Source organism: Actinomadura parmotrematis (assembly GCF_019458805.1).
In the GTDB taxonomy this organism is placed as follows: domain Bacteria; phylum Actinomycetota; class Actinomycetes; order Streptosporangiales; family Streptosporangiaceae; genus Spirillospora; species Spirillospora parmotrematis.
Genome location: NZ_JAIBOA010000019.1, coordinates 91,721 through 111,992, shown reverse-complemented (window position 1 = coordinate 111,992; position 20,272 = coordinate 91,721). Strand labels below are relative to the sequence as shown.

Here is a 20,272-nt window from a genome sequence, read left to right as displayed (position 1 = left end):
GCGCCGCGATGATGCCGACCGAGACGACCGTGCAGACGGTCTCGCTGGAGAACGTCACCAGGACCTACGGGGCGGTACGCGCCCTGGACGGCGTCACCTGGGCCTGCCCGCGCGGCGGGTTCACCGCCGTGATGGGCCCCTCCGGATCGGGCAAGAGCACGTTCCTGCACTGCGCGTCCGGCCTGGACCGCCCGACGTCGGGCACCGTCCGGATCGGCGGCGCCGACATCGGCCGCCTCAGCGAGGCCAAGCGGACGCGGCTGCGGCGCGAGAAGGTCGGGTTCGTGTTCCAGGCGTTCAACCTGGTGCCCTCGATGGACGTCGAGGAGAACATCGTGCTGCCGCTCCGGCTCGGCGGCCTGACCGCCGACCGCGCCTGGCTGGAGGAGGTCGTCCGCCGCGTCGGGCTCGCCGACCGGCTGCGGCACAAGCCGCCGGAACTGTCCGGCGGCCAGCAGCAGCGGGTGGCGCTCGCGCGCGCGCTGGTCACCCGTCCCGAAGTGGTGTTCGCCGACGAGCCGACCGGCGCCCTGGATCCGCGCACCGCCCGCGAGGTGATGGCGCTGCTGCGGCAGGTCGTCGACATGACCGGCCAGACGCTCGTCCTCGTCACCCACGACCCGGCCGCCGCCGCCTGGGCCGACTCGGTGCTGTTCCTGTCCGGCGGCCGGATCGTCGACGAGCTCGCCGGGCCGACCCCCGACGCCGTCGCGCACCGGATGGAGGCGCTCTGATGCGGGCCAAGGGAGCCCTCGCGGGCGTTTTCGTGGCGCTGCTGTTCGCGGCGGCGCTCGTCGGATCCTGCGGGGTCCTCATCGAGTCGGCGATGCGGGCGCACGCGCCGACCGAGCGGTACCGCGCCGCCGCCGCCGTCGTGACGGGGCCGCAGGAGGTCTCCTATACACGGAAGGAGATGGGCGGCGACCCCGAGACGCAGCGCCGCCCGCTGTCGGAGCGTTCGCGCGTGCCCATCGCAGCAGGCGCGCGGCTGCGCGCCGTCCCCGGCGTCCGCGCGGTCGTGGCCGACGTGACTTTCCCCGTCGTGCTGTCTACGGGAGCGGCGCTGTCGGGCCACGGATGGGACTCCGCGCCGCTTCGCCCCTACACGCTGACCTCCGGACGCGCCCCGCAGGCGCCGGGCGAGGTCGTCGTGAGTCAGGCGGCGGGCGCCCGCATCGGGCAGACCGTCCACGTGCAGGTCGGCGGCCCCGCCCGCCCGTTCCGCGTGACCGGGCTCGTCGGTGCGGGACCGGCCGCCGCGTTCTTCGCCCCGAAGACGGCCGCCGCGCTCTACGGGCGTCCGGGGAAGGCCGACGCGCTCGCCGTCCTCGGCGCCGGGAAGGTGGACGCCGCCGCCCTGCGCGCCGCCGCGCCCGGCCTCACCGTCGCGACCGGCGCCGCCCGGGGCGACGCCGAGGACCTCGCCGTCGCGGCCGTCCGCTCCGACATCCTGGAGCTCGGCGCCTCGCTCGGCGGCGTCGCGGTGATGACCGCGCTGATCGTCGTCGGCGGGCTCATCGCCCTGTCGGTCCGCGAGCGCGCCCGCGAGTTCGCGCTGCTCCGCGCGATCGGCGCGACGCCCTGGCAGGTCCGCCGCGCGCTGCTGCGCGAGACGCTGCTGGCGGGCGCGCCCGCCGCGCTGCTCGGCGGGCTGCTCGCGCTGCCGATCGGCGCCGGCATGCACGCCGCGATGGTCCGCAAGCACGTCCTGCCCGACGGGTTCGGGCTGACGCTCAGCGCCTACCCCGTCCTCGCCGCCGTCGCGATCACGCTGCTGGCCGCGCTGCTCATCGCGCTCCTCGCCTGCCTGCGCGCGTCCCGCATCCGGCCCGTGCAGGCGCTCGGCGAGGCCGCCGCCGAACCCGCCGGGCTGCCCCGCTGGCGGCGGATCGCGGGCGCGGTGTTCCTGCTCGCCGGGCTCGGCGCGCTCGGATCGTCCACCGTGACGAGCGGCGCCGCCGCGAGCGCCGCGATCGGCGGCCTGGTCACCTCCCTGATCGTCGCGACGGCGCTGCTCGGCCCGCTGCTCGCCCGCCTCGGCAACCGCGTCCTCGGCCGCGCCGCCGCCGGCGTCTCGCCCGTCGCCGGGCGCCTCGCCCAGCACGCCAGCTCCGCCGCCGCCGCGCGCGCCGGGTCGGTCATCACGCCCGTCGCGCTCGCCGTCGCGTTCGCCGGGACGCAGCTCTTCGCGCAGCCGACCGTCGTCCACGCCACGACCCAGCAGTCCGCCGCCGGCAACCGCGCCGACCAGATCGTCGTCTCGGCCGGGCCGGGCCTGCCCCGCGACGTCGCCGCCGCCGTGCGGCGCGCCCCGGGAGTCACGGCGGCGACGCCCGTCAAGAACACCTCCGTCGTCATGGCCGTCTCCGAACTCGGCGAGAGCGACCTGCGGACCCTCACCGCGCGCGGCATCGGCGCGGACGCCGCCGCCACCCTCGACCCGGACGTGACGGCCGGCGACCTCGCCGGGCTGCGCGGCACGGCCGTCGCGCTCAGCGCGGACGTCGCCGGCGGGCACCCCGTCGGCTCCACCGCCCCGCTCTGGCTCGGCGACGGCACCCGCGTGGACGCCCGCGTCGTCGCGGTCTACGAGCGCGGCCTCGGCTTCGGCGACGTGCTGCTGCCCCACGACCTGGCCACCGCGCACGCCACCACGTCGCTGGACGACCAGGTCCTCGTCCGGGGCCGCGCCGACCTGCGCGCGGCGCTCGCGCCCTACGCGGGCGCCCGCGCCGTCGACCGGGCCGCGTTCGACGCGCGGCTGTCGCAGGACGTCCGGTTGCAGGGGTTCGTGAACTACGTCGTCGTCGTGGCGATCGCCGGGTTCATCGTCATCGGCCTCGTCACCACGCTGGCGCTCGCGACCGCCGCGCGGCGCCGCGAGCTGACGCTGCTGCGGCTCGTCGGCGCGACCCGCCGGCAGGTGCTGCGGATGCTGCGGCTGGAGGCGGTCATCGTGCTCGGCACCGGCATCGCCACCGGCGGCCTCATCGCCGCCGTGACGCTGATGGCGTTCGCGACGGCCGTCACCGGGCTGCCGCTGCCGTCGGTGTCGCCCGCGACGTCGGCGGTGGTGCTGCTCGGCGTCGGCGGGGCGGGCGCGGCCGCGATCCTGATCCCGGCGCGGGCCATCCTCGGCCGCCGCACCTCCCCCAAGATCAGCTAGCGGGCGGGCGGGACGCGAGGACGACGACGGGGATCTCCCGGTCGGTCCAGGCGGCGTACTTGGCGAAGTCGGCGTAGAGCGCGACGAGGCGCGGCCACAGCGCGTCCCGCTCCGCGCCCGTCGCCTCGCGGGCGCGGACCGGGACGTCGCGGCGGCGCGGCAGGTGGACGCGGGTGTCGGGGGCGGCCAGCAGGTTGCGGTACCACTGCGGGTTGTCGGGCAGGCCGCCCTGCGACGCCACGACGACCAGGTCGTCGCCGTCCTCCAGGTACAGCAGGGGCGTGGTGAACAGCCGGCCCGTCTTGCGGCCGCGGTGCTCCAGCAGCAGCGTCGGGACGGGCTCGCGGAAGCCCGCCCCGACCCGCCACTTCCCGCCGACGCGCCCGCCGGTCAGCTTGAACACCCGCACCTGCGCCCGCGACATCACCTTGATCGCGCGGGCGGCGGCAGGCGAGGCGAGCCCCTGCGGAGCCTGCTCGGGCAGCGAGAAACGACCCATCGCGGCGATGTCCTTTGCGTTGATCAAGCGCTTGTTCGGTCGCACGCTACCCCGGCGCGGCCGCCCTGTCGAGGGACCGCGACCTCTAGACTTGCGGGGTGACCGCCTACGACGACACCGGCGCGTTCGAGGGCCTGGACGCCGCCGCGCTCCCCCCGCGCCAGCAGCGGATCCTCGCCGTCATCCAGGACTGGGCCGCCCGCTACGGGTACGCGCCGTCCACCCGGCAGATCGGCGACGCGGTCGGGCTGCGGTCGGCGTCGTCGGTGTCGCGGCACCTGGCGAGCCTGGAGGACAAGGGCTTCCTGCGCCGGGGCGCCGCCGTCGCCCGGCCGATCGACGTGCGGTCGTTCCTGCCGAGGGAGCGGGCCCGCGAGACCGGCGGCGCGGTGGCGGTGCCGGTCGTCGGCGACATCGCCGCCGGCGTCCCCATCACCGCCGAGGAGCACCTCGACGACACCCTGACGCTGCCGCGCGAGCTCACCGGCCGCGGCACCGTGTTCGCCCTGCGGGTGCGCGGCGACTCGATGGTCGACGCCGCCATCTGCGACGGCGACATGGTGGTCGTGCGGCGCCAGCCCGAGGCGCACTCGGGCCAGATCGTCGCCGCGATGATCGACGGCGAGGCGACCGTCAAGGTGTACCGGCGGCGCGGCGGGCACGTCCTGCTCGAACCCCGCAACCCCGCCTACGACGTCATCGACGGCGACGAGGCGACCGTCCTCGGCATCGTCGTGTCGGTGCTGCGCAGCGTCTGAGGGGCACGGGGTCTGAGCCGGCTCAGCCCGCGCGGGCGGCGCGCAGCGGGCGCGGCTCGCCGAGCGCGGCGACCAGGCGCGCGGGCAGCGGGATCGTGCCCGACCCGTCCGTGGCGACCGTGGCGTGGACGACGCAGCCGGTCGCCGTCGTCTCCCCGTCGCGGCGGAACGCGAAGTCCAGGGTGTAGCTGCGCGTCCCGATCCGGGCCGGGGAGATCTGCACCTCGGTCCGGTCGGCGTGCCGGACCGGGCCGGACCAGTCGACCTCCACGTGCACGACGTGGCTGTCGACGCCGAGCTCGCGCCAGGTGGAGTGGGGCAGGCCGCGGGCGATGAAGAAGCCGTCGACCGCCTGGTCCACATAGCCCAGGTACCACATGTTGAACATGACGCCCTGGCTGTCGATCTCGTAGAAGCGGGGCGTGAAGCTTTCGGTGTACACCTCGTCGTCGGACATCCGGGCAGTGTCGCAGACGCCTCGGACGTTCCGGCGGATAGAGTGCGCCGGAGAGGACGGTCCATGCCACCACGCACCGACGCCGACGAGGCGACCGAGCGGCCCCGCGTCCCGCTGAGCCGGCGGCGGGTGCTGCGCGCCGCCGTCGCGATCGCCGACCGCGACGGCCTCGGCGCCCTGACGATGCGCCGCCTCGCGCAGGAGCTCGGGGTGGAGGCGATGTCGCTGTACCACCACGTGGCGAGCAAGGAGGCCGTCCTCGACGGCGTCGCCGAGCTGGTCCTCGGCGAGATCGTCGACGCGGCGGACGGCGCCGGCGGCCCGGACCCGCGCGACGACTGGCCGCGGCCGTGCCGATGGCCGCGCTGACGGCGCTCCGCGCGGTCCGCGACGACGGGCGGGTCGCGCCGGGCTCGCGGGTGCTGGTCAACGGCGCCGCAGGCGGCGTCGGGACGTTCGCCGTCCAGCTCGCCAAGGCGCTCGGCGCCGAGGTCACCGGCGTCTGCGGCACCCGCAACCTGGACCTCGTCCGGTCGCTCGGCGCGGACGACGTCGTCGACTACACCCGGGCGGACTTCACCGAGCGGGCGGGCCGCTGCGACGTGCTGGTGGACATCGCGGGGAACCACCCGCTCGCGCGGCTCCGGCGCGCGCTCGCCCCGCGCGGGACGCTCGTCCTCGTCGGCGGCATCGCCGCGGGCGGCGGCCGCCTGCTCGGGCCGGTGGCGCAGCAGCTCCGGGCGGTCGCGGCCGGGCCGTTCACCGGCCGCCGCGTCGCCGTCGTCCGCTGGACGCCCGACGGCGCGGACCTGCGCCACCTGGCGGGCCTCCTGGAGGCGGGGCGGATCGCGCCCGTCATCGACCGGACGTACCCGTTCGCCGAGCTCCCCGACGCCGTCCGCCACGTCGAGGGCCGCCACGCCCGCGGCAAGGTCGTCGTCTCCCTCTGATCAGCGGTCCTGGTAGACGTCCGGGATGCCGTCGTGGTCGGCGTCGACCGTCTCGGCCTTGCGGATGCGGCGGTAGGCGCGGTCGCGGGTGCGCAGGAGCACGGCGGCGAGGGCGGTCGCGGTGACCGACGCGGCCAGCACGGCGATCTTGACGTCGGCGGCGGCCGCGGTGTCCGCGCCGAATGCCAGGTCGCCGATGAGCAGCGCCACGGTGAAGCCGATGCCGCCGAGCAGCCCGACGCCGGCCAGGTCGGCCCAGGCGAGGTCGCCGTCCAGGCGGGCGCGGGTGAAGCGGGCGAGCAGCCAGGTCGTCCCGACGATCCCGAGCGGCTTGCCGGCGACGAGCCCGGCCAGCACGCCGAGCACGACCGGCTCGTGCAGCGCCGCGCCGAGACCGCCCGCGCCGCCGAACGGCACCCCGGCCGACAGCAGCGCGAACACCGGCACCGCGACGCCCGCCGACAGCGGCCGGAACCGGTGCTCGAAGTGCTCGGCGAGGCCCGGCCCGGCGTCCGGGCCGCCCGCCGCGTCGCTCCGCACGACCGGCACCGCGAAGCCGAGCAGCACCCCCGCGACGGTCGCGTGCACGCCCGAGGCGTGCACCAGCGCCCAGGCCGCCAGCGCCAGCGGCAGCAGCAGCCACCACGACCGCACCCGCCGCTGCACGAGGACGGTGAACAGGCCGAGCGGGACGAGCGCGGCGGCGAGCGGGGCCACCGACAGGTGCCCGGTGTAGAACACCGCGATGATGACGATCGCGATGAGGTCGTCCACCACCGCCAGCGTCAGCAGGAAGGTGCGGAGCGCCGAGGGCAGGAACCGGCCGATGACGGCGAGCACCGCGAGCGCGAAGGCGATGTCGGTCGCCGTCGGGATCGCCCAGCCCGACCCGGCGCCCGGCGTCCTCCAGGTGACGATCGTGTACAGCACGGCGGGCACGGCGACACCGCCCGCCGCCGCCGCGACGGGCACGACGGCACGGCGCGGCTGCCGCAGGTCGCCCGCGACGAACTCGCGCTTGAGCTCCAGCCCGGCGACGAAGAAGAAGATCGCCAGGAGGCCGTCGGCGGCCCAGCCCTCCAGCGGCAGCCGCAGGTGCAGCGCGGACGGGCCGAAAGTGAACCCCCGGACGCTCTCGTAGGCGCCCGACCAGGGCGAGTTGGCCCACACCACCGCGACCACGGCGGCGGCCAGCAGCAGCACGCCGCCGATCGTCTCCTTGCGGAGGATCTCGGCGATCCGCCGGGCCTCGGGCCAGGTGCCCCGGCCGAAGAGCGGGTTCCGGTCGTCGGGTGCGGGCGGGTGCGGCATCGGACCTCCGGTCGGCGGGAACGCGGGAACGACCGCCGACCAGACTTCCCGGCACACCACACGCGAGCGACCTGCACGTGCTCCGACCAGCCTAACAAGGCCGCATCACGGCTCGATGAGCACCTTCAGCGCCTCGCGGCCCGCCATGGCGCGGTAGCCGTCCGGGACGCCGTCCAGGTCCACGGTCCGGTCGAAGACGCGGCCGGGCTCGATCCGCCCGTCGAGGACGTCGGGCAGCAGCTCCTCGATGTAGGCGCGGGCCGGCGCGACGCCGCCGGTGAGGGTGATGTTGCGCATGAACGCGTCGCGGCCCATCGGCACCTCGGGGTCCTGCGGGACGCCGACGCGGCTGACGACGCCGCCGTCGCGGGCGACCGCGAGCGCCGTCTCGATCGCGGGCCGCAGCCCGACGCACTCCAGCACGGCGTGCGTCCCGTCGCCGCCGGTCAGCTCGCGGACGCGCGCCACGCCCTCGTCGCCGCGCTCGGCGACGACGTCGGTCGCGCCGAACTCGCGGCCGAGGTCGGTGCGGTCCTTGTGCCGCCCCATCAGGATGATCCGCTCGGCGCCGAGGCGGCGCGCGGCGAGCACCGCCGACAGGCCGACCGCGCCGTCGCCGATCACCGTGACGGTCGTGCGGGCGCTCACGCCGGCGGTCACCGCGCAGTGGTGGCCGGTGGGGAGCACGTCCGACAGCGTCAGCAGCGACGGCAGCAGCGCCGAGTCCGCCGCGACGGGCAGCTTCACCAGCGTCCCGGCCGCCTGCGGCACGCGGACCGCCTCGCCCTGGCCGCCGTCCACGCCCGGGATCCCCCAGCCGCCGCCGTGCCGGCAGGACGTCTGGAGGCCCTCGGCGCAGAAGTCGCAGGTGTTGTCGGACCACATGAACGGCGCCACGACCAGGTCGCCCGCCGCGAGGCCCGCGACGTCCCGGCCGGTCTCCTCGACGACGCCGAGGAACTCGTGCCCGATCCGGCGGCCCTTCTCCTTGGCCGGCATCGAGCCGTAGGGCCACAGGTCGCTGCCGCAGACGCACGACCGCAGCACCCGCACCAGGGCGTCCGTCGGCTCGCGCAGCACCGGGTCGGGCACGTCCTCCACGCGCACGTCGCCGGCACCGTAGATCAGGGTCGCTCGCATGATCGCCAGATTACCGGCGGACCGGGCGCGCTCCGGCCGGTCAGCCGTCCCGGTGCGGCAGCAGCTCCTGCACCTTGGCCTTCACGCCCTCCCTGATCACGCCCGCCCGGTTCTCGTCGCCCTTGACGATCGCTTTCGCGGCGTCCCTGGCCTGCTCGAACGTGGCGTGCGGCGGGATCGGCGGGACGTCGGGGTCGGTGCGGACGTCCAGCAGCGTCGGGCGGTCGGTGCCGAGCGCGGCGTCCCAGGCGGGCCCGACGTCGCCGGGCTCGTCCACCGTGATGGCGAGGAGGCCGAGGTCGGCGGCGAACCGCGCGTAGTCGACGTCCGGCAGCGTCTGGGACGCGGTGAACTTGGGCGCGCCCTGCATCGCCCGCATCTCCCACGTCACCTGGTTCAGGTCGTTGTTGTGCAGGACGGCGACCACCAGGCGCGGGTCGGCCCACTCGCGCCAGTACCGCGCCACGGTGATCAGCTCGGCGAGGCCGTTCATCTGCATCGCGCCGTCGCCCTCGAACACGATCACCGGCCGGCCGGGATGGGCGAACTTGGCACCGATGCCGTAGGGGACGCCGGGGCCCATCGTGGCGAGCGTCCCCGACAGCGACCCGCGCACGCCCCGCCCGAACCGCAGGTTGCGGGCGTACCAGTTGGCCGCCGACCCCGAGTCGGCCGCCACGATCGCGTCGGCGGGCAGCCGGGACGACAGCTCGTGGAACAGCCGCATCGGGTTGACCGGGTCGGCGTCGACCATGGCCTCGCGCTCCATGGTCTCCCACCAGCGCGCCACGCCGCCCTCCACCTCCTCCCGCCAGGACCGGTCGGCCTTGCGCTCCAGCAGCGGGACCAGCGCGCGCAGCGTCGCGGCGGCGTCCCCGACGAGGTTGACCTCGTAGGGGTAGCGCATCCCGATCAGCTTGGCGTCGGCGTCGATCTGGACGGCGCGGGCCTGGCCGAACTCCGGCAGGAACTGGCTGTAGGGGAAGCTCGACCCGACCGTGAGGAGGGTGTCGCAGCCCTGCATCAGCTCGTAGCTCGGGCGGGTGCCGAGCAGGCCGATCGAGCCGGTGACGTACGGCAGGTCGTCGGGCAGCACGTCCTTGCCGAGCAGCGCCTTGGCGACGCCCGCGCCGAGCAGGTCGGCGACCTGCTCCAGCTCGGCGGCGGCGCCCCGGGCGCCCTGCCCGGCCAGGATCGCGACCTTGGACCCGGCGTTCAGCAGGTCGGCGGCGCGCCGCACCGCCGCGCCGTCCGGCGCGACGGCGGGCCACTCGACGCCGAGGCTGGACGGGACCATCTTGAACGCGTGCCCGGGCGCGCTGTATTCGAGTTCCTGCACGTCGGCGGGGATGATGACGGCGGTCGGGGCGCGCTGCGCGACCGCGATCCGGATCGCCCGGTCCAGGACGTTCGGGAGCTGCTCGGGGACCGTCACCATCTGGACGTAGTCGCTCGCCACGTCCTTGAACAGCGACAGCAGGTCGACCTCCTGCTGGTAGGAGCCGCCCATGGCGCTGCGGTCCGTCTGCCCGACGATCGCGACGACCGGGACGTGGTCCAGCTTGGCGTCGTAGAGCCCGTTCAGCAGGTGGATCGCGCCGGGTCCCGACGTCGCCGCGCACACGCCGACGTCGCCGCTGAACTTGGCGTAGCCGACGGCCTCGAACGCGCTCATCTCCTCGTGCCGGGACTGCACGAAGCGCGGCCGGTCGTCCGCCCGCCCCCAGGCGGCCAGCAGCCCGTTGATGCCGTCGCCGGGATAGCCGAAGACCTGCTCCACGCCCCACGCCCGCAGCCGTTCGAGCACGAAGTCCGCGACGGTGGTCGCCATGCCGATCCCTCATTCCGCCTCGGTACCGGTGCCTGCGACCCCTATCCCGTACGGCGGCGCTGAATCACCCGGCGGGCGGCGGCCCGAGGACGACGGGACCGGACGGCGCGTCCAGGCGGGCGGTGAGTGCGGCGGGCCGGCCCGCCCGCACGGTGATCAGATCGGCGGCGCCGAGCGCGGCGAGCGGGCCGCGGACGGCTCCGGGGCCGGGGTGGACGGCCTCCAGCGCGGCGAGCGGCACGACGGGCAGGCCCGCGGCGGGGTGCGGCGTCCGGCCCCAGCCGATGAGGAACGGCAGCACGCCCGCGCGGGGCGCCGTCAGCCGCCACTCCAGTCTCCGGACGCCCGAGCCTGCCGGCGCCCCCTACGCTCGACCCGATGGAAGAGACCGTGACGTACGTGGAGATGACCGACCCGGCCCGGCTCGTCCCGGCCGCGCCCGCCCCGGGCCTCGTCCTGGAGCCCCTCGACCGGGCCGCGCCCCTGGTCCCCGACCTGCTGGCCCGCGTCGGCGCCGCCTACGGATGGCGCAGCTCGGCGCGCACCCCCGAGCAGTGGGAGCGCTGGTTCGCCGAGCACCCCCGCCGCACCTTCTGGCTGCTCCGCCACGACGGCGAGCCCGCCGGGATCGTCTCCCTCGACGAGCAGGACGCCGGCGACGTCGAGATCGGCTCGTTCGGCCTGCTCCCCGCCTTCGTCGGCCGCGGCCTCGGCGGCCCCGCCCTCACCCTCGGCGTCCGCCGCGCCTGGAACCTCCACCCGCACGTCCGCCGCGTCTGGCTGCACACCTCCAGCCTCGACCACCCGAACGCCCTGCCCAACTACCACCGCCGCGGCTTCCGCACCTACGACACCATCACCCGCGACCGCCCCTGACGGTACGGCGAAACCGGCGCGTGAACGCTGCGGATGGAAGGCGGTCACGCCCGTTCAGGGGGTGAAGGGATGACCTGCGTAGGTGCCAAGTACCACCCCGTCGTGCCGAACGATGATCCTTCTGTTGCGGATCTCGTAGGTGTAGGAGCGGTTGCGGGCGATGAAACCCGTAGACGTGCGCGTGGCGGGCAGGTCGATCGCCGAGTTCCGGTCGCCCGTCACCTCCCCGTGGTAGTAGTAGCGCCCCGTGGCCGTCCGGCAGACCAGGACGTCGTGCGCCGAAGTCCGGTAGGCGGCGACGAGGTCGAACCGGCCGTTCACGGGATCGGCCGGCGTGACCTGGGCGGGGCAGGAACCGGTACGTCCCGAGCCGCCCGGTCGGTGCGTCCCGATGCTGTGCACCAGTCCGCCCAGAACGCTCGATCCCACGTAGAGGGCGCCTACCGCACCGGCGGCGATCGCGATGCCCTTCAACGTACCGCTGGATCTGCGTGGCGGAGGCGGCGCGGGTGCGAACGGGCGCGAGGCCGGCGGCGGGGGCGGGCCGGGCACCGTCGTGCCAGGCCGGTACCCCACCGACCGCGGCGGCATGAAGATCTCTTCTGAACGGTCGCCGGGCCTGCGGCGAGGCGCCCGCTCCCCTGAAGGCTCGGGGGCCGGACGGGTCCGCGCCGCGTCCCGCCGCGTGTCCCGGGCCGTGTCCCAATCCGCATTCCACGCCGCGCCGGCGCTCTCCTCCCGCACCGGTTCGGCCGGACGGGACGATCCACAGGCGATGCAAGTCCCGTCTTTCCCGTCGCTCCACGTGCTGCAGGATGCGCACTTCCAGTTCTCGCTCACCGTGCGCACTCCTCAGGAACGTGAAAACGGTTCGTGCGTCCCGCCCGGAGCCTGCCCGACCGAGTCCTCGCGGACCTCGTACGTGGCGGGAAAGGCGGCGAAGAACGTCCAGTCCGGCGAGGAGAACTCCGCCAGACCATGTATCGGCCGGGGAACCGGCCGTTGCGACCCTTCCGGAAACGGGTCCGGTTCGGACGGCGCTCCGGGCGGTCCCCCGCCGCCGGGTGGCAGGGCCCGGGAAGGATGTCCCGTCCGCTCTCCGCCCGTGCCGGCGAGCAGCGCAGACCCCTCGGCTCGCAACATGCCCAAGAAACCCTCCGCTTCTTCTCGGTGAGACCAGGGCACGTAGAGACGCGTGACCATGAGGAGGGCCGCCTCCCTTCCCGCCCCCGCAGGAAGGGCGAAGTGGAAGACCAGCTGCAGTTCCCCGTTCTCCGGTACGCGGTGCGATCCAACGCGGTCGCACCAGCTGATCGGCATGGCGACGTTCGCCTCACCATGCAGGAAGCGCAGGACACCGCCATCGAACTCGACGGCGCAGTCCCGGCCTTGAAGCCTGGGCGGCGACGCGCCCGCCGCCCGGCTGCCGGGAACCGACGGGCCGGGGGGTGCGGCGTGCTTTCCCTTTCCCGGACGGCTCATCTCAGATGCTGTTCGCGATCGTGTTGATGATCTCGCCCATCTCGAACTCCTCCAGACCTTGCCCGGCCGTGGAAGGGAACAGGATCGTCATGTTCCACTCCTCCGCGATGCCGTCCCATGGCGACGCGTCCGGGGCGAACAGCACCAGCCGCTTGGCCGAGTTCTCCATGAGTGCCTGCTGGCTGCGCGCATAGCCCCACTCCTCCAGCAGGGCGTCCGAGTCGCGCGGCAGGCCCGCCGGATAGGTGTGGGCGTCACGCGCCTCCGGCGTACCGATCGGGTGTGCAGGGGCGTCGGTGAACATGACGATGACGTGCCGGCGGCGGTCCAGCCCGCGTTCCCAAGGAGCCCTGATGGCCATTGCCAGGGCTTCCAGTCCCGACTCGGGGACATCGCCGCCGCCGACCGGGGAGAGACCGCGCACGAAAGCCTCGAACTTGTCGGCCTCACCGGGCATCGTGAAGAACTCGCTCTCCTGCAGCGCGTCGTCGGCGTAATCCGCGAAGTCGCGGAAGGCGATGACCTTCAGGCGCAGCTGGCTCACGGCCTTGCGCTTCTGCGCCATGTCCTCTTGGAGGCGCTCGGGGAACCGCAGGGCGCTCCGCTTGACCTCGTCCAGCACGGGTCCCATGCTCGCCGTCGCGTCGATGCACATGACGATGTCGACCGCATAACGCAGGTTGCCGCGGTACTGGTCATATCCGTTCATCATTTCCCTTCGGGGTCAGGGGTGATCGCCGCCACCCAGATTGATCTTCAGTCGGGATCGGCGGGGGGCGCCGTCGGGCGGCCGCACGGCCTCGGCAGCGGACCTTCCCGGCGGCGGCGCCTCGAACGAGGGCATGTGCAGCCGGGACCCGGAGGGGCGGGACGAGGCGGCGGGGGTCGCCGGGAGCGGGCTCCCGGCGAGCTCGCAGAGCCGGGCATCGTCCATCGCGGCGAGGAAGGCGTCGATGCTCGGACGTGCCGCGGGCTCCCGTGACGTGAGCGCGCCGAGCAGATCCCGCGTCGCCGCCGGCAGCCGCTCGTCGAACGCCAGCGCCGCTCCGGCGGCCACTGCCTCGCCGGGCACACCGAATTCCGAGTCGTGGTCGGGCAGCCGCCGGGTCAGGTAGTAGTGGGCCAGCAGCCCGACCGAGAACATGTCGCCGGCCACCGTCAGCGCGCCGGCGGGGACCCCGGGATCCTCGCGCATGTACCTCAAGAGTTCCGGCGCCCCGAACAGCTGGTCGCCGCCCACCACACCGGGCGCCGGGGGCCTCCCGGTCAGGTAGGAGTCGTCGAAGTCGATGAGCTTGGCCGGATGGAAGGCGGTCGCATCCGGCCTCCTCTCGATGAGGACGTTGGTCGGCTTCAGGTCGCCGTGCACGATGCCGATGCCATGGAGCACCCGCACGCTGAGGGCGAGCGTCCGGAGCAGGACGAGCTTCTCCTTGGCGCTGAACGACGTGGGGTCGGCGTCCGCGACCACCACCTTCTCGGTGACCTTGTAGTAGGTGGAGCCGGCCACGAAGAAATGGAGGGGGACCACCAGGTTGCCGCTGCCGGAATCGCTGCGCCGCTGCCGCAGCGCCTCGCCCACCTCGCTGTGGCGCCGTTCGAAGTCCCGGCATTCGGCCAGCCGCAGCTCGCGGCTCCGCGCGCTGGCGCCAGAGCCCGCCTGCGGGCGCTTGGGTTCCAGGAACCGCTTGATGAAGTACTCGGTGCCGTCCCGCTCGGCGAACGCCCAGACGCTCTTGCCCGCATCCTCGTTGCAGGGGCGGGTGATCAGCCGATACCCGTTGACCGTGTCACCGATCTTCATCGTTCCTCCAGCAAGGGCGGCATGAGGCGTTCGTAGCCGTCGCGGTAGCCGGCCCAGGTCCACTCGCGCCACCGCCGGGTCCGGTCGTCGATCCCGCCGGCCCCCGGCGCGGCGGGATCGACGACCGCGTCCGGCCGGCCGCGTCCGTACAGCTCCTCCAGCCGGACGGTGCGCTCGCCGAACGCGGCCCGCAGGTCATCGAGGTGGGAATGGCCGAGCGCGACCATGCTCAGCGAGGCGTCATCAGCGCTGTAGTTCATGACGTCCGCACCGATCCGATCCATCCAGTCCCGCATGCAGTCCGCGTCCCGCAGGGCGTTCAGCAGGCGGTACTCGAAGTCCGCGGGGGTCTCCACGTAGCCGAAGAAGCCATCCGTCGCGCACAGCAGGACGCAGGGCCACGGGAGAAGCCGCAGGTGCTCGCGGACGGTGAAAGGGGCGTCCGCAGACACCAGGTTGGTCAGCGGCGGATCCTGGAGCAGCTGGGCGAGCCCGTCCTGCTCTTCGGTGTCGTCCCTGGTGAGCACCTGCAAGCCGGTGTCGGGGGAAAGCAAGTAGGCGCGGCTGTCCCCCGCCCACAGGATCCGGCAGTCCGTGCTGCGCGGCTGGACGCGGTAGTGGACGGTGGCCATCGTCGTCGGCAGTTCTTTGAGCATTCGCCCCTTGACGCGGGACGGTGTGGACGTGCGCCACCCGGCCAGCAGGCCGGCCAGCTCACCTTCCAGATCGGAGACCCGGAACCGTCCTTCGCCTTGCACGTTCCGGCAGAACCAGGACTCGACGCCGATGCGCGCGAGCCGGGCCGCGAGCCACGCCTCCGTCCGCTGCATGCCGTCCCTGCTCCGGAAGGCCGGTGCCGAGCCGGCGCCGCCGGCACCGTCGAACACGCCGAGGATTCCGCGACCCGCAGCGCTGTGATGGGCGTAGAGGGGTTCGGCGTCCTCGCCCCGGCCGGTGACGGCCTCCGTCCACACGCCGCCGGCCAGATGGTCGTCCCTCTTCTGCTCCCAGACCTGCACGGAACCGCGTTCGGCTGGGGCTTCGCTCACCGGTCCGGCTCCCCGGTGCGGAAGCCGCGCAGCCTGCTGGCCCGCGGCCCGGCGGCAGGCGGTCCGGGCGGGACGGCGGCTCCGCCGGACGCGTCGGGAACGGCGGATCCGCCGAGCGGCTCGTCCTCGGGAGGCTCCGTCACGGCCCTCTCGCCGGACGGCGGAGCAGGTTCCCCGCCGACGGATCCGGGATGCACCACCGGCGCGCGGCGGCCGGCCGCCTCGTCGGCCCGGGCAGGCGCCGGGAGCGCGGGCTTCACCGTCCCCTCCAGCTCCGGAGCCATCGATCCACGAAGCCGCCGCGGTCGCGTCCCGCCGAACGGCGCCGAGGAACCCTCCGTGTACAGATTCAGGAGCTGCTGCTGGGCCTCGGCGAGCTGGTGGGGTTCCAGCTCGTCGCCGCCGTGCTTGAGGACGGTGTCCCATGCCGCGAGGAGTTCCTGACGTTCGCTCCGCTCGATGTCCTGGATGCGGTCGAGCGCCGCGGCGGCGCCCTGCTTCTCCATGATCTCGGCGATGACGCCTTCCACGCCGTCGCGGCGGAGCCGGTCGAGCCGATGGTCCGCCCGCATGTCACCGAGCCGCTGCTCACGGACCACCTTGCGGAGCTCGCGCCCGCTCTCGGCCATCTCCTCGTCGTCGATGAGCAGCTCGATGCTGATGCCGTGCAGTTCGAGGGCGGCGTCCCCCGAGAAGAAGCGCATCTCCTCGTTCAGCGCTTCCTGCGCCGCGTGGAAGGCGGAGACGTCGTAGTGCTTGCTGACGTCCTGGAGCATGCGGCGCAGGGGGCCGTGCAGCGCCCCGCTGACATCGCGGATGTTGCGTTGCACGACCTTCGCCGGATCGGAGACCTGGCAGAACAGGTCCGCCCTCGCCATGAACGCGTAGTTGGGGTCGTGGCTGAGCAACGCGAAGTCCAGGAGCAGCCGGTGTTCGGAGACGTCCACCAGGTACATCCGCCGGTAGTCGCTGAGCCTCGCACCGGGGATCGGGGCGCCGTGCCGGAACGTGCGCAGCGGTCCGTCGCCCGGTTCCAAGACCACCGCCTCCTGCGCGCGCGGCGCCCTGACGGGGTTCAGCACCCTGATCCGGGGGATGTCGCGCTCTTCGATGATCGGGTCGTAGGTCGGCTGGTCCATGTCACAGCTCCTTCCAGGGGAACGTCATCGATGCCGCACCGTCCGGTCCGGGCAATGCGGTGGGCGCGGGCGGCGTGCTGCGCTCCAGCGCCGCGTGAATCTGCCGGGCTGCCTCGCAGGGACGATCGGTGTCGCGGGCCCAGCGGCCGAGGTGGTAGATGAGCCGCTGACGGTGGTGGCCCGGCAGGGCGGCGATCCCCAGCAGGAGGTCGCGCATGTGGGAACGGATTCCCATGTCCTCGTCGGCATAGGTCTCCAGGCAGTGGCGGAGACGGTCCAGGGCCTGCGTCTGCACGGGTTTGCGGCCGAGGGCGCGGGCCCACAGCTGCACGAGCTGCGGGCGGTGGTCAGCGACGCGGGCCAGCAGCAGCGGCCGGGCTTCCGCGTCCTCCGGGGCGGTGAGCCGCAGCCGCGACCGGGGATGCTCGGCGACCCGGCCGAACTCGGGCGCCGGCTCGGTCGCCGCGAAGACGAACGCCGACAGCGCCTTGACCACCAGCGGCGAGCCGTCCTGCGCCTCGCTCCACTCCAGCAGCGCCGCGAGCGTCTCCCGCACGCATCCCTGCTCGATCATGCGCAGCAGGCTCAGCGCGACGGACGGCAGGGCCGCCCAGTCCTCGTGGTCGAGGGCGGTACGGAGCACGCCGAGCCCGCGCTCCGCATCGCGGGCTCCCATGATCCCGCCGGCCGCGGTGGCCGCGGTGAGGACCAGCCGCCGGGACGCCTGCTCGGTCCCGCTCTCGGCCGCCCACTCCTCCAGCAGCCCCCAGACCTCCCCAGCGAGCGACGGCCCGCCGCCCAGGAGATCCAGGACGGCCGCGGCCGCCTGCCTCAACAGGAGCGAGCCGTGCAGCGCCCACGGCCGGATGAAGCGGTTCAAAGCGTGGACCGGGTCGCTGCTCGCCAGCACCGCGGCCGCGACGGCCGCACGGGCGCGGATCTCGACGTCGGCGTGCGTCACCAGCCGCTGGAGCCATGCCACGAGCGCCGGGCGGTCGCTGTCCAGGTACATCCAGGCGTATTCCAGGACGGCCTGCTGAAGGAGGGGCCGGCGGAACCTCACCCGCGGGGGCTGCCGCGGCCCGTCGTCCACGGGCGGCACCACGACCTCGATCCAGTCGTGCTCGGCGCCCAGCCGGTCCCGGAATCGCAGCCGGCCGAGAGGCGGTTCGTCCTCCTCGGGCACGAGCATGGCGTACAGGTCGAGCGCCGCGTCGGACACCGTGAGGTATCCGGTGTCCTCGAGCACGGCCGTCGCGAGCGCGAAACTGATGTACTCGGGGTCGCGATAGCGGCTGAGCCGGCGGTGCACCTCACCTGTCGGGTCGCGCAGGTCGCGGACGGTGGCACCGAGGTCCCGTCCCTCGATCACCGCTTCTGCGAGCCGGACCGCGACCCGCGGCTCGGGGCGCTCGCGGAGGAGCTCCTCGGCGCCGCAGGCGACGAGCCGCCCGCGCAGCTCGGTCCGCTGGTCGGGCGTAGGGACCGTGCCGAGGACGCGCTTCTCGATGATGTCCATGGAGACCACCCGGCCGAGGCTGGTGAACACCAGTGATGATCGGGGTGCGGCGTCCACCAGGGAGCCGCGGGCCGGCCCGGTCAGCACCACCATGAAGCTCTGCGCGTCCTGCAAGGCTCCGGCCGTCTCGGTGATCCAGCGGTCGTCGATCCGGTCCGCGCTGATCCCGCCCTCTTCGGCGCGGTCGCCCATGGCCCCGTCCAGATCGACCACCAAAGCGCAGCCGTCGGAGTCGGGACGCCAGCCCGGCGCCTCCAGCCCGCTGGTGTCCCACAGCAGCCTGCACTCGACCCCGGCCTCGCCGTCGCGGGTCTCCAGCCGGTGCAGCAGGTTGTAGGCGAGCGTCTCGCGCCCGCTGCCGGGCGGGAGGGCCAGGATCAGCAGGTGTTCGCGCATCAGGACGGTACTGGCGCGGTGGAACTCCGGCGGCGCCACGAACGTGGACAGGTGCGTCTCCAGGCGCGACAGGTCGATCTTCGAGCTGCTCTGCCCGCGCCGCCGCGGGGCGACACCGGAGGCGTTGAAGTCGCTGATCTCAACGCTGTCCTGGAAGAGCGCCAGGGTTCCGATCGACGGTCCCGGCCCCTCGGCGGCATGGCGCTCGAAGAAGCGCTTGGCGAGGTCCATGAACTGAGCGTGCTGGGAAGGTTGGCCGCCGTCGCCGCCGAGAGCGCGCAGGGCGTCCTCCTGCGACGACGGGAACCCTTCTTCTCCCGGAGCGGGGCGGTCCCGCGGGGCATCCGCGCCTTCCCGCGTCTCGGGCTCGGACGCTTCGGGCTCCCGGGCCCTCCGATCGCGGCGGTCGTCTTCGGGACGTCCGCGCGCCTCGGCTCCCTGCCCACTCTGTTTCGCTTCCGCTTCTTCGGCCATACCGATGGCCTTTCGCTCTCGTCGTTCGCCGGGGGGATGAGGTGACGCGGCGGGCGTGGTCGGCGCGTTCGGTGCGGCCGGTCAGGAGTCCGAGACGCCGAAGTTCAGGGTCCCGACGCGCTTGGCCTGGATGGTCACGACGTTGTCGATCTTCCGGGAGTTGATCACCACTCCTCGTCCGTGGCGGGACGACGTCTCGTCGGCCAGCCGCTCCGTGTGCTCGCGCAGCGTCGCCATGAACCCGGCGTCGGCGAGCATGCGCGCCACCAGCACGGTGTGCAGCGCGGCAGCGCCCCGCTCCGGGTCCCGCTGGACCGCGGCGAGCGCCATCGCGGCCTCGGAGCTGTTCCGAAGGCCGCTCTCCACCGCTTCCATCAAGGCGCGAGCCGCGGGCCCGGGGAGGTAGTAGTCGTTGCCGAGTCGGCATCGCGCCGTCTCGACGATGACCGCGACAGCGGCCTCGCCGATCTCCTCGGCTTCCTGAGCGCTGTCGCGGCCGTTCCGGGGCTCTTCGGCGGACTCGTTCTCGGACATGCCTGCTCCCAGGGGGATCGTGCCGTCGGGGGGTGGAAAGGACTGCGGCAGGAGTGCCGGATCGTCGTCCCGGATCCGCCGGGCGATCCGCGTGGATTCGGCGCCGGGACGGCCGGAGTTGCGTTCGCCGTGCCGCTCGAAGACCTCCAGCGCCTCCGCGCGTTCCCCGGCCAGGTAGAGGGCGCGCATCAGAAGGCCGATGAGCCTGTCCTTGGGGCGGTCGGTTCCGGCGGCCAGCCCGCGTAGCCCGGACAGGACCTCCCCTATCGGCCGGAGTCCGAGTTCCAGCTCCACGCAGGGGAACAGCAGTTCCTCGTACTCTCCGATGAGCTGGGCCCGCTTGTTCTCGACCCACGGGAGGGGCATGAGACCGCCCAGGAGCTCCGCCGTCCACGGGCCGTCGGGCAGTTCCCCCCACTGGTCCAGAGCACGACGGTAGTAGTACACGGCGCCAGCGTCGTCCTTGCCCCTCAGCGAGGACGCATGCCTGCCCAAAGCGCGGGAGCGCAGCAGGTCGATCTGGCGGGCCGGAGCGTTGATCCGGTAGACGCCCTGGGACGCGCGGGGCAGTAGCTTCCCGGCCTCGGGATCCACCTTGGCGAGCTCGTTGCGTATACGGCCGATGTGGTCGCCGATCTTCTTGTTGTCCTCGAGCTTGCCGGCCTCTCCGAGCACACTCGTCCAGACGTTCTGGCGCAGGTAATCGCGCTGGACGGGACGTTCGGCGTGCCACAGCAGGATCGCGAGGATCAGCCGCGCTCTCGGCTCGTCCGGCTCGATGACGCGGTCGCCGAGCCGCCCCCCGACACGGCCCAGCAAGGTGAAGGCGATCTCGCCCGGGACGGGGGTCACGGGCGGGGCGCCGTCCTCAGCGTTCACGACGGACC

Annotated in this window: 20 protein-coding genes; 7 read left to right on the top strand and 13 right to left on the bottom strand. The window is 73.9% G+C overall.

The genetic code is table 11. From position 1 onward, the window contains the following. Window positions 1–8 precede the first annotated feature (8 nt). Together K1Y72_RS26495 and K1Y72_RS26490 are read left to right on the top strand one after the other, a co-directional pair. The gene (locus K1Y72_RS26495; RefSeq protein ID WP_220169190.1) at window positions 9–734 is read left to right on the top strand and encodes an ABC transporter ATP-binding protein; all 726 of its coding nucleotides are present in this window, start codon (window positions 9–11) and stop codon (window positions 732–734) included. Beyond that, window positions 734–3,166: an FtsX-like permease family protein gene (locus K1Y72_RS26490; RefSeq protein ID WP_220169189.1), complete on the top strand. Its 2,433-nt coding sequence runs from the start codon at window positions 734–736 to the stop codon at window positions 3,164–3,166. Before K1Y72_RS26495 ends, K1Y72_RS26490 begins: the two co-directional genes overlap by 1 nt. On the opposite strand, the gene K1Y72_RS26485 is transcribed toward K1Y72_RS26490, so the two are convergent. Continuing rightward, window positions 3,159–3,665: a nitroreductase family deazaflavin-dependent oxidoreductase gene (locus K1Y72_RS26485; protein ID WP_220169188.1), complete on the bottom strand. Its 507-nt coding sequence runs from the start codon at window positions 3,663–3,665 to the stop codon at window positions 3,159–3,161. The two genes, K1Y72_RS26490 and K1Y72_RS26485, sit on opposite strands and share 8 nt — an antisense overlap. A gap of 98 nt (window positions 3,666–3,763) precedes the next feature. Between K1Y72_RS26485 and lexA the strand changes: the two genes are divergently transcribed. Further along, complete coding sequence (gene lexA / locus K1Y72_RS26480; protein ID WP_220169187.1) at window positions 3,764–4,423, top strand: transcriptional repressor LexA; 660 nt, start codon at window positions 3,764–3,766, stop codon at window positions 4,421–4,423. Window positions 4,424–4,445: 22 nt separating this feature from the next. On the opposite strand, the gene K1Y72_RS26475 is transcribed toward lexA, so the two are convergent. Then, a complete protein-coding gene (locus K1Y72_RS26475) occupies window positions 4,446–4,880 on the bottom strand; it encodes an acyl-CoA thioesterase (protein ID WP_220169186.1) in 435 nt (144 codons plus the stop codon). Between the two features lie 63 nt (window positions 4,881–4,943). Here K1Y72_RS26475 and K1Y72_RS26470 point away from each other — a divergent pair, with 63 nt between their 5' ends. After that, on the top strand, window positions 4,944–5,249 hold the full coding sequence (locus tag K1Y72_RS26470) for a TetR/AcrR family transcriptional regulator (protein WP_220169185.1): 306 nt from the start codon (window positions 4,944–4,946) through the stop codon (window positions 5,247–5,249). Next, window positions 5,237–5,830: an NAD(P)-dependent alcohol dehydrogenase gene (locus K1Y72_RS26465; protein WP_220169184.1), complete on the top strand. Its 594-nt coding sequence runs from the start codon at window positions 5,237–5,239 to the stop codon at window positions 5,828–5,830. Before K1Y72_RS26470 ends, K1Y72_RS26465 begins: the two co-directional genes overlap by 13 nt. On the opposite strand, the gene nhaA is transcribed toward K1Y72_RS26465, so the two are convergent. The 4 genes from nhaA to K1Y72_RS26445 all read right to left on the bottom strand — a co-directional run bounded on the left by nhaA (window position 5,831) and on the right by K1Y72_RS26445 (window position 10,413). Continuing rightward, window positions 5,831–7,141 carry a Na+/H+ antiporter NhaA gene (nhaA, locus tag K1Y72_RS26460; protein ID WP_220169183.1) on the bottom strand — a complete coding sequence of 437 codons (1,311 nt, stop codon included), beginning with the start codon at window positions 7,139–7,141 and terminating at the stop codon, window positions 5,831–5,833. A 105-nt stretch (window positions 7,142–7,246) separates the two neighbouring features. Next, window positions 7,247–8,281, bottom strand: a complete 1,035-nt coding sequence (locus K1Y72_RS26455) for a zinc-dependent alcohol dehydrogenase family protein (RefSeq protein WP_220169182.1) — start codon at window positions 8,279–8,281, stop codon at window positions 7,247–7,249. Window positions 8,282–8,321: 40 nt separating this feature from the next. Continuing rightward, window positions 8,322–10,112 (bottom strand): thiamine pyrophosphate-requiring protein, encoded by a 1,791-nt coding sequence (locus K1Y72_RS26450; RefSeq protein WP_220169181.1) that lies wholly within the window; start codon window positions 10,110–10,112, stop codon window positions 8,322–8,324. Window positions 10,113–10,176: 64 nt separating this feature from the next. After that, entirely contained in the window at window positions 10,177–10,413 is a 237-nt protein-coding gene (locus K1Y72_RS26445) for a hypothetical protein (RefSeq protein ID WP_220169180.1), read from the bottom strand. A gap of 77 nt (window positions 10,414–10,490) precedes the next feature. Between K1Y72_RS26445 and K1Y72_RS26440 the strand changes: the two genes are divergently transcribed. Then, on the top strand, window positions 10,491–10,988 hold the full coding sequence (locus K1Y72_RS26440) for a GNAT family N-acetyltransferase (RefSeq protein ID WP_220169179.1): 498 nt from the start codon (window positions 10,491–10,493) through the stop codon (window positions 10,986–10,988). 54 nt (window positions 10,989–11,042) lie between these two features. On the opposite strand, the gene K1Y72_RS26435 is transcribed toward K1Y72_RS26440, so the two are convergent. From K1Y72_RS26435 to K1Y72_RS26410, 6 genes are all read right to left on the bottom strand, one after another. Then, window positions 11,043–11,462, bottom strand: coding sequence for a hypothetical protein (locus tag K1Y72_RS26435; RefSeq protein WP_220169178.1), 420 nt, complete (start codon window positions 11,460–11,462; stop codon window positions 11,043–11,045). Window positions 11,463–12,471: 1,009 nt separating this feature from the next. After that, window positions 12,472–13,179: a vWA domain-containing protein gene (locus tag K1Y72_RS26430; RefSeq protein ID WP_220169177.1), complete on the bottom strand. Its 708-nt coding sequence runs from the start codon at window positions 13,177–13,179 to the stop codon at window positions 12,472–12,474. A gap of 15 nt (window positions 13,180–13,194) precedes the next feature. Then, window positions 13,195–14,274 carry a protein kinase domain-containing protein gene (locus K1Y72_RS26425; protein WP_220169176.1) on the bottom strand — a complete coding sequence of 360 codons (1,080 nt, stop codon included), beginning with the start codon at window positions 14,272–14,274 and terminating at the stop codon, window positions 13,195–13,197. Continuing rightward, window positions 14,271–15,323: a protein phosphatase 2C domain-containing protein gene (locus tag K1Y72_RS26420; RefSeq protein WP_220169175.1), complete on the bottom strand. Its 1,053-nt coding sequence runs from the start codon at window positions 15,321–15,323 to the stop codon at window positions 14,271–14,273. Before K1Y72_RS26420 ends, K1Y72_RS26425 begins: the two co-directional genes overlap by 4 nt. After that, window positions 15,320–16,462, bottom strand: coding sequence for a hypothetical protein (locus tag K1Y72_RS26415; RefSeq protein ID WP_220169174.1), 1,143 nt, complete (start codon window positions 16,460–16,462; stop codon window positions 15,320–15,322). The genes K1Y72_RS26420 and K1Y72_RS26415 overlap by 4 nt, the downstream gene beginning before the upstream one ends. 1 nt (window position 16,463) lies before the next feature. Then, on the bottom strand, window positions 16,464–18,608 hold the full coding sequence (locus K1Y72_RS26410) for an amino acid adenylation domain-containing protein (RefSeq protein ID WP_220169173.1): 2,145 nt from the start codon (window positions 18,606–18,608) through the stop codon (window positions 16,464–16,466). On the opposite strand from K1Y72_RS26410, the gene K1Y72_RS26405 reads away from it, so the two are divergent. Beyond that, complete coding sequence (locus K1Y72_RS26405) at window positions 18,576–18,896, top strand: hypothetical protein (protein WP_220169172.1); 321 nt, start codon at window positions 18,576–18,578, stop codon at window positions 18,894–18,896. The two genes, K1Y72_RS26410 and K1Y72_RS26405, sit on opposite strands and share 33 nt — an antisense overlap. A 36-nt stretch (window positions 18,897–18,932) precedes the next feature. Here the strand turns inward: K1Y72_RS26405 and K1Y72_RS26400 are convergent, their stop codons facing one another. Continuing rightward, entirely contained in the window at window positions 18,933–20,264 is a 1,332-nt protein-coding gene (locus K1Y72_RS26400) for an AfsR/SARP family transcriptional regulator (RefSeq protein WP_220169171.1), read from the bottom strand. Window positions 20,265–20,272: the final 8 nt, after the last annotated feature.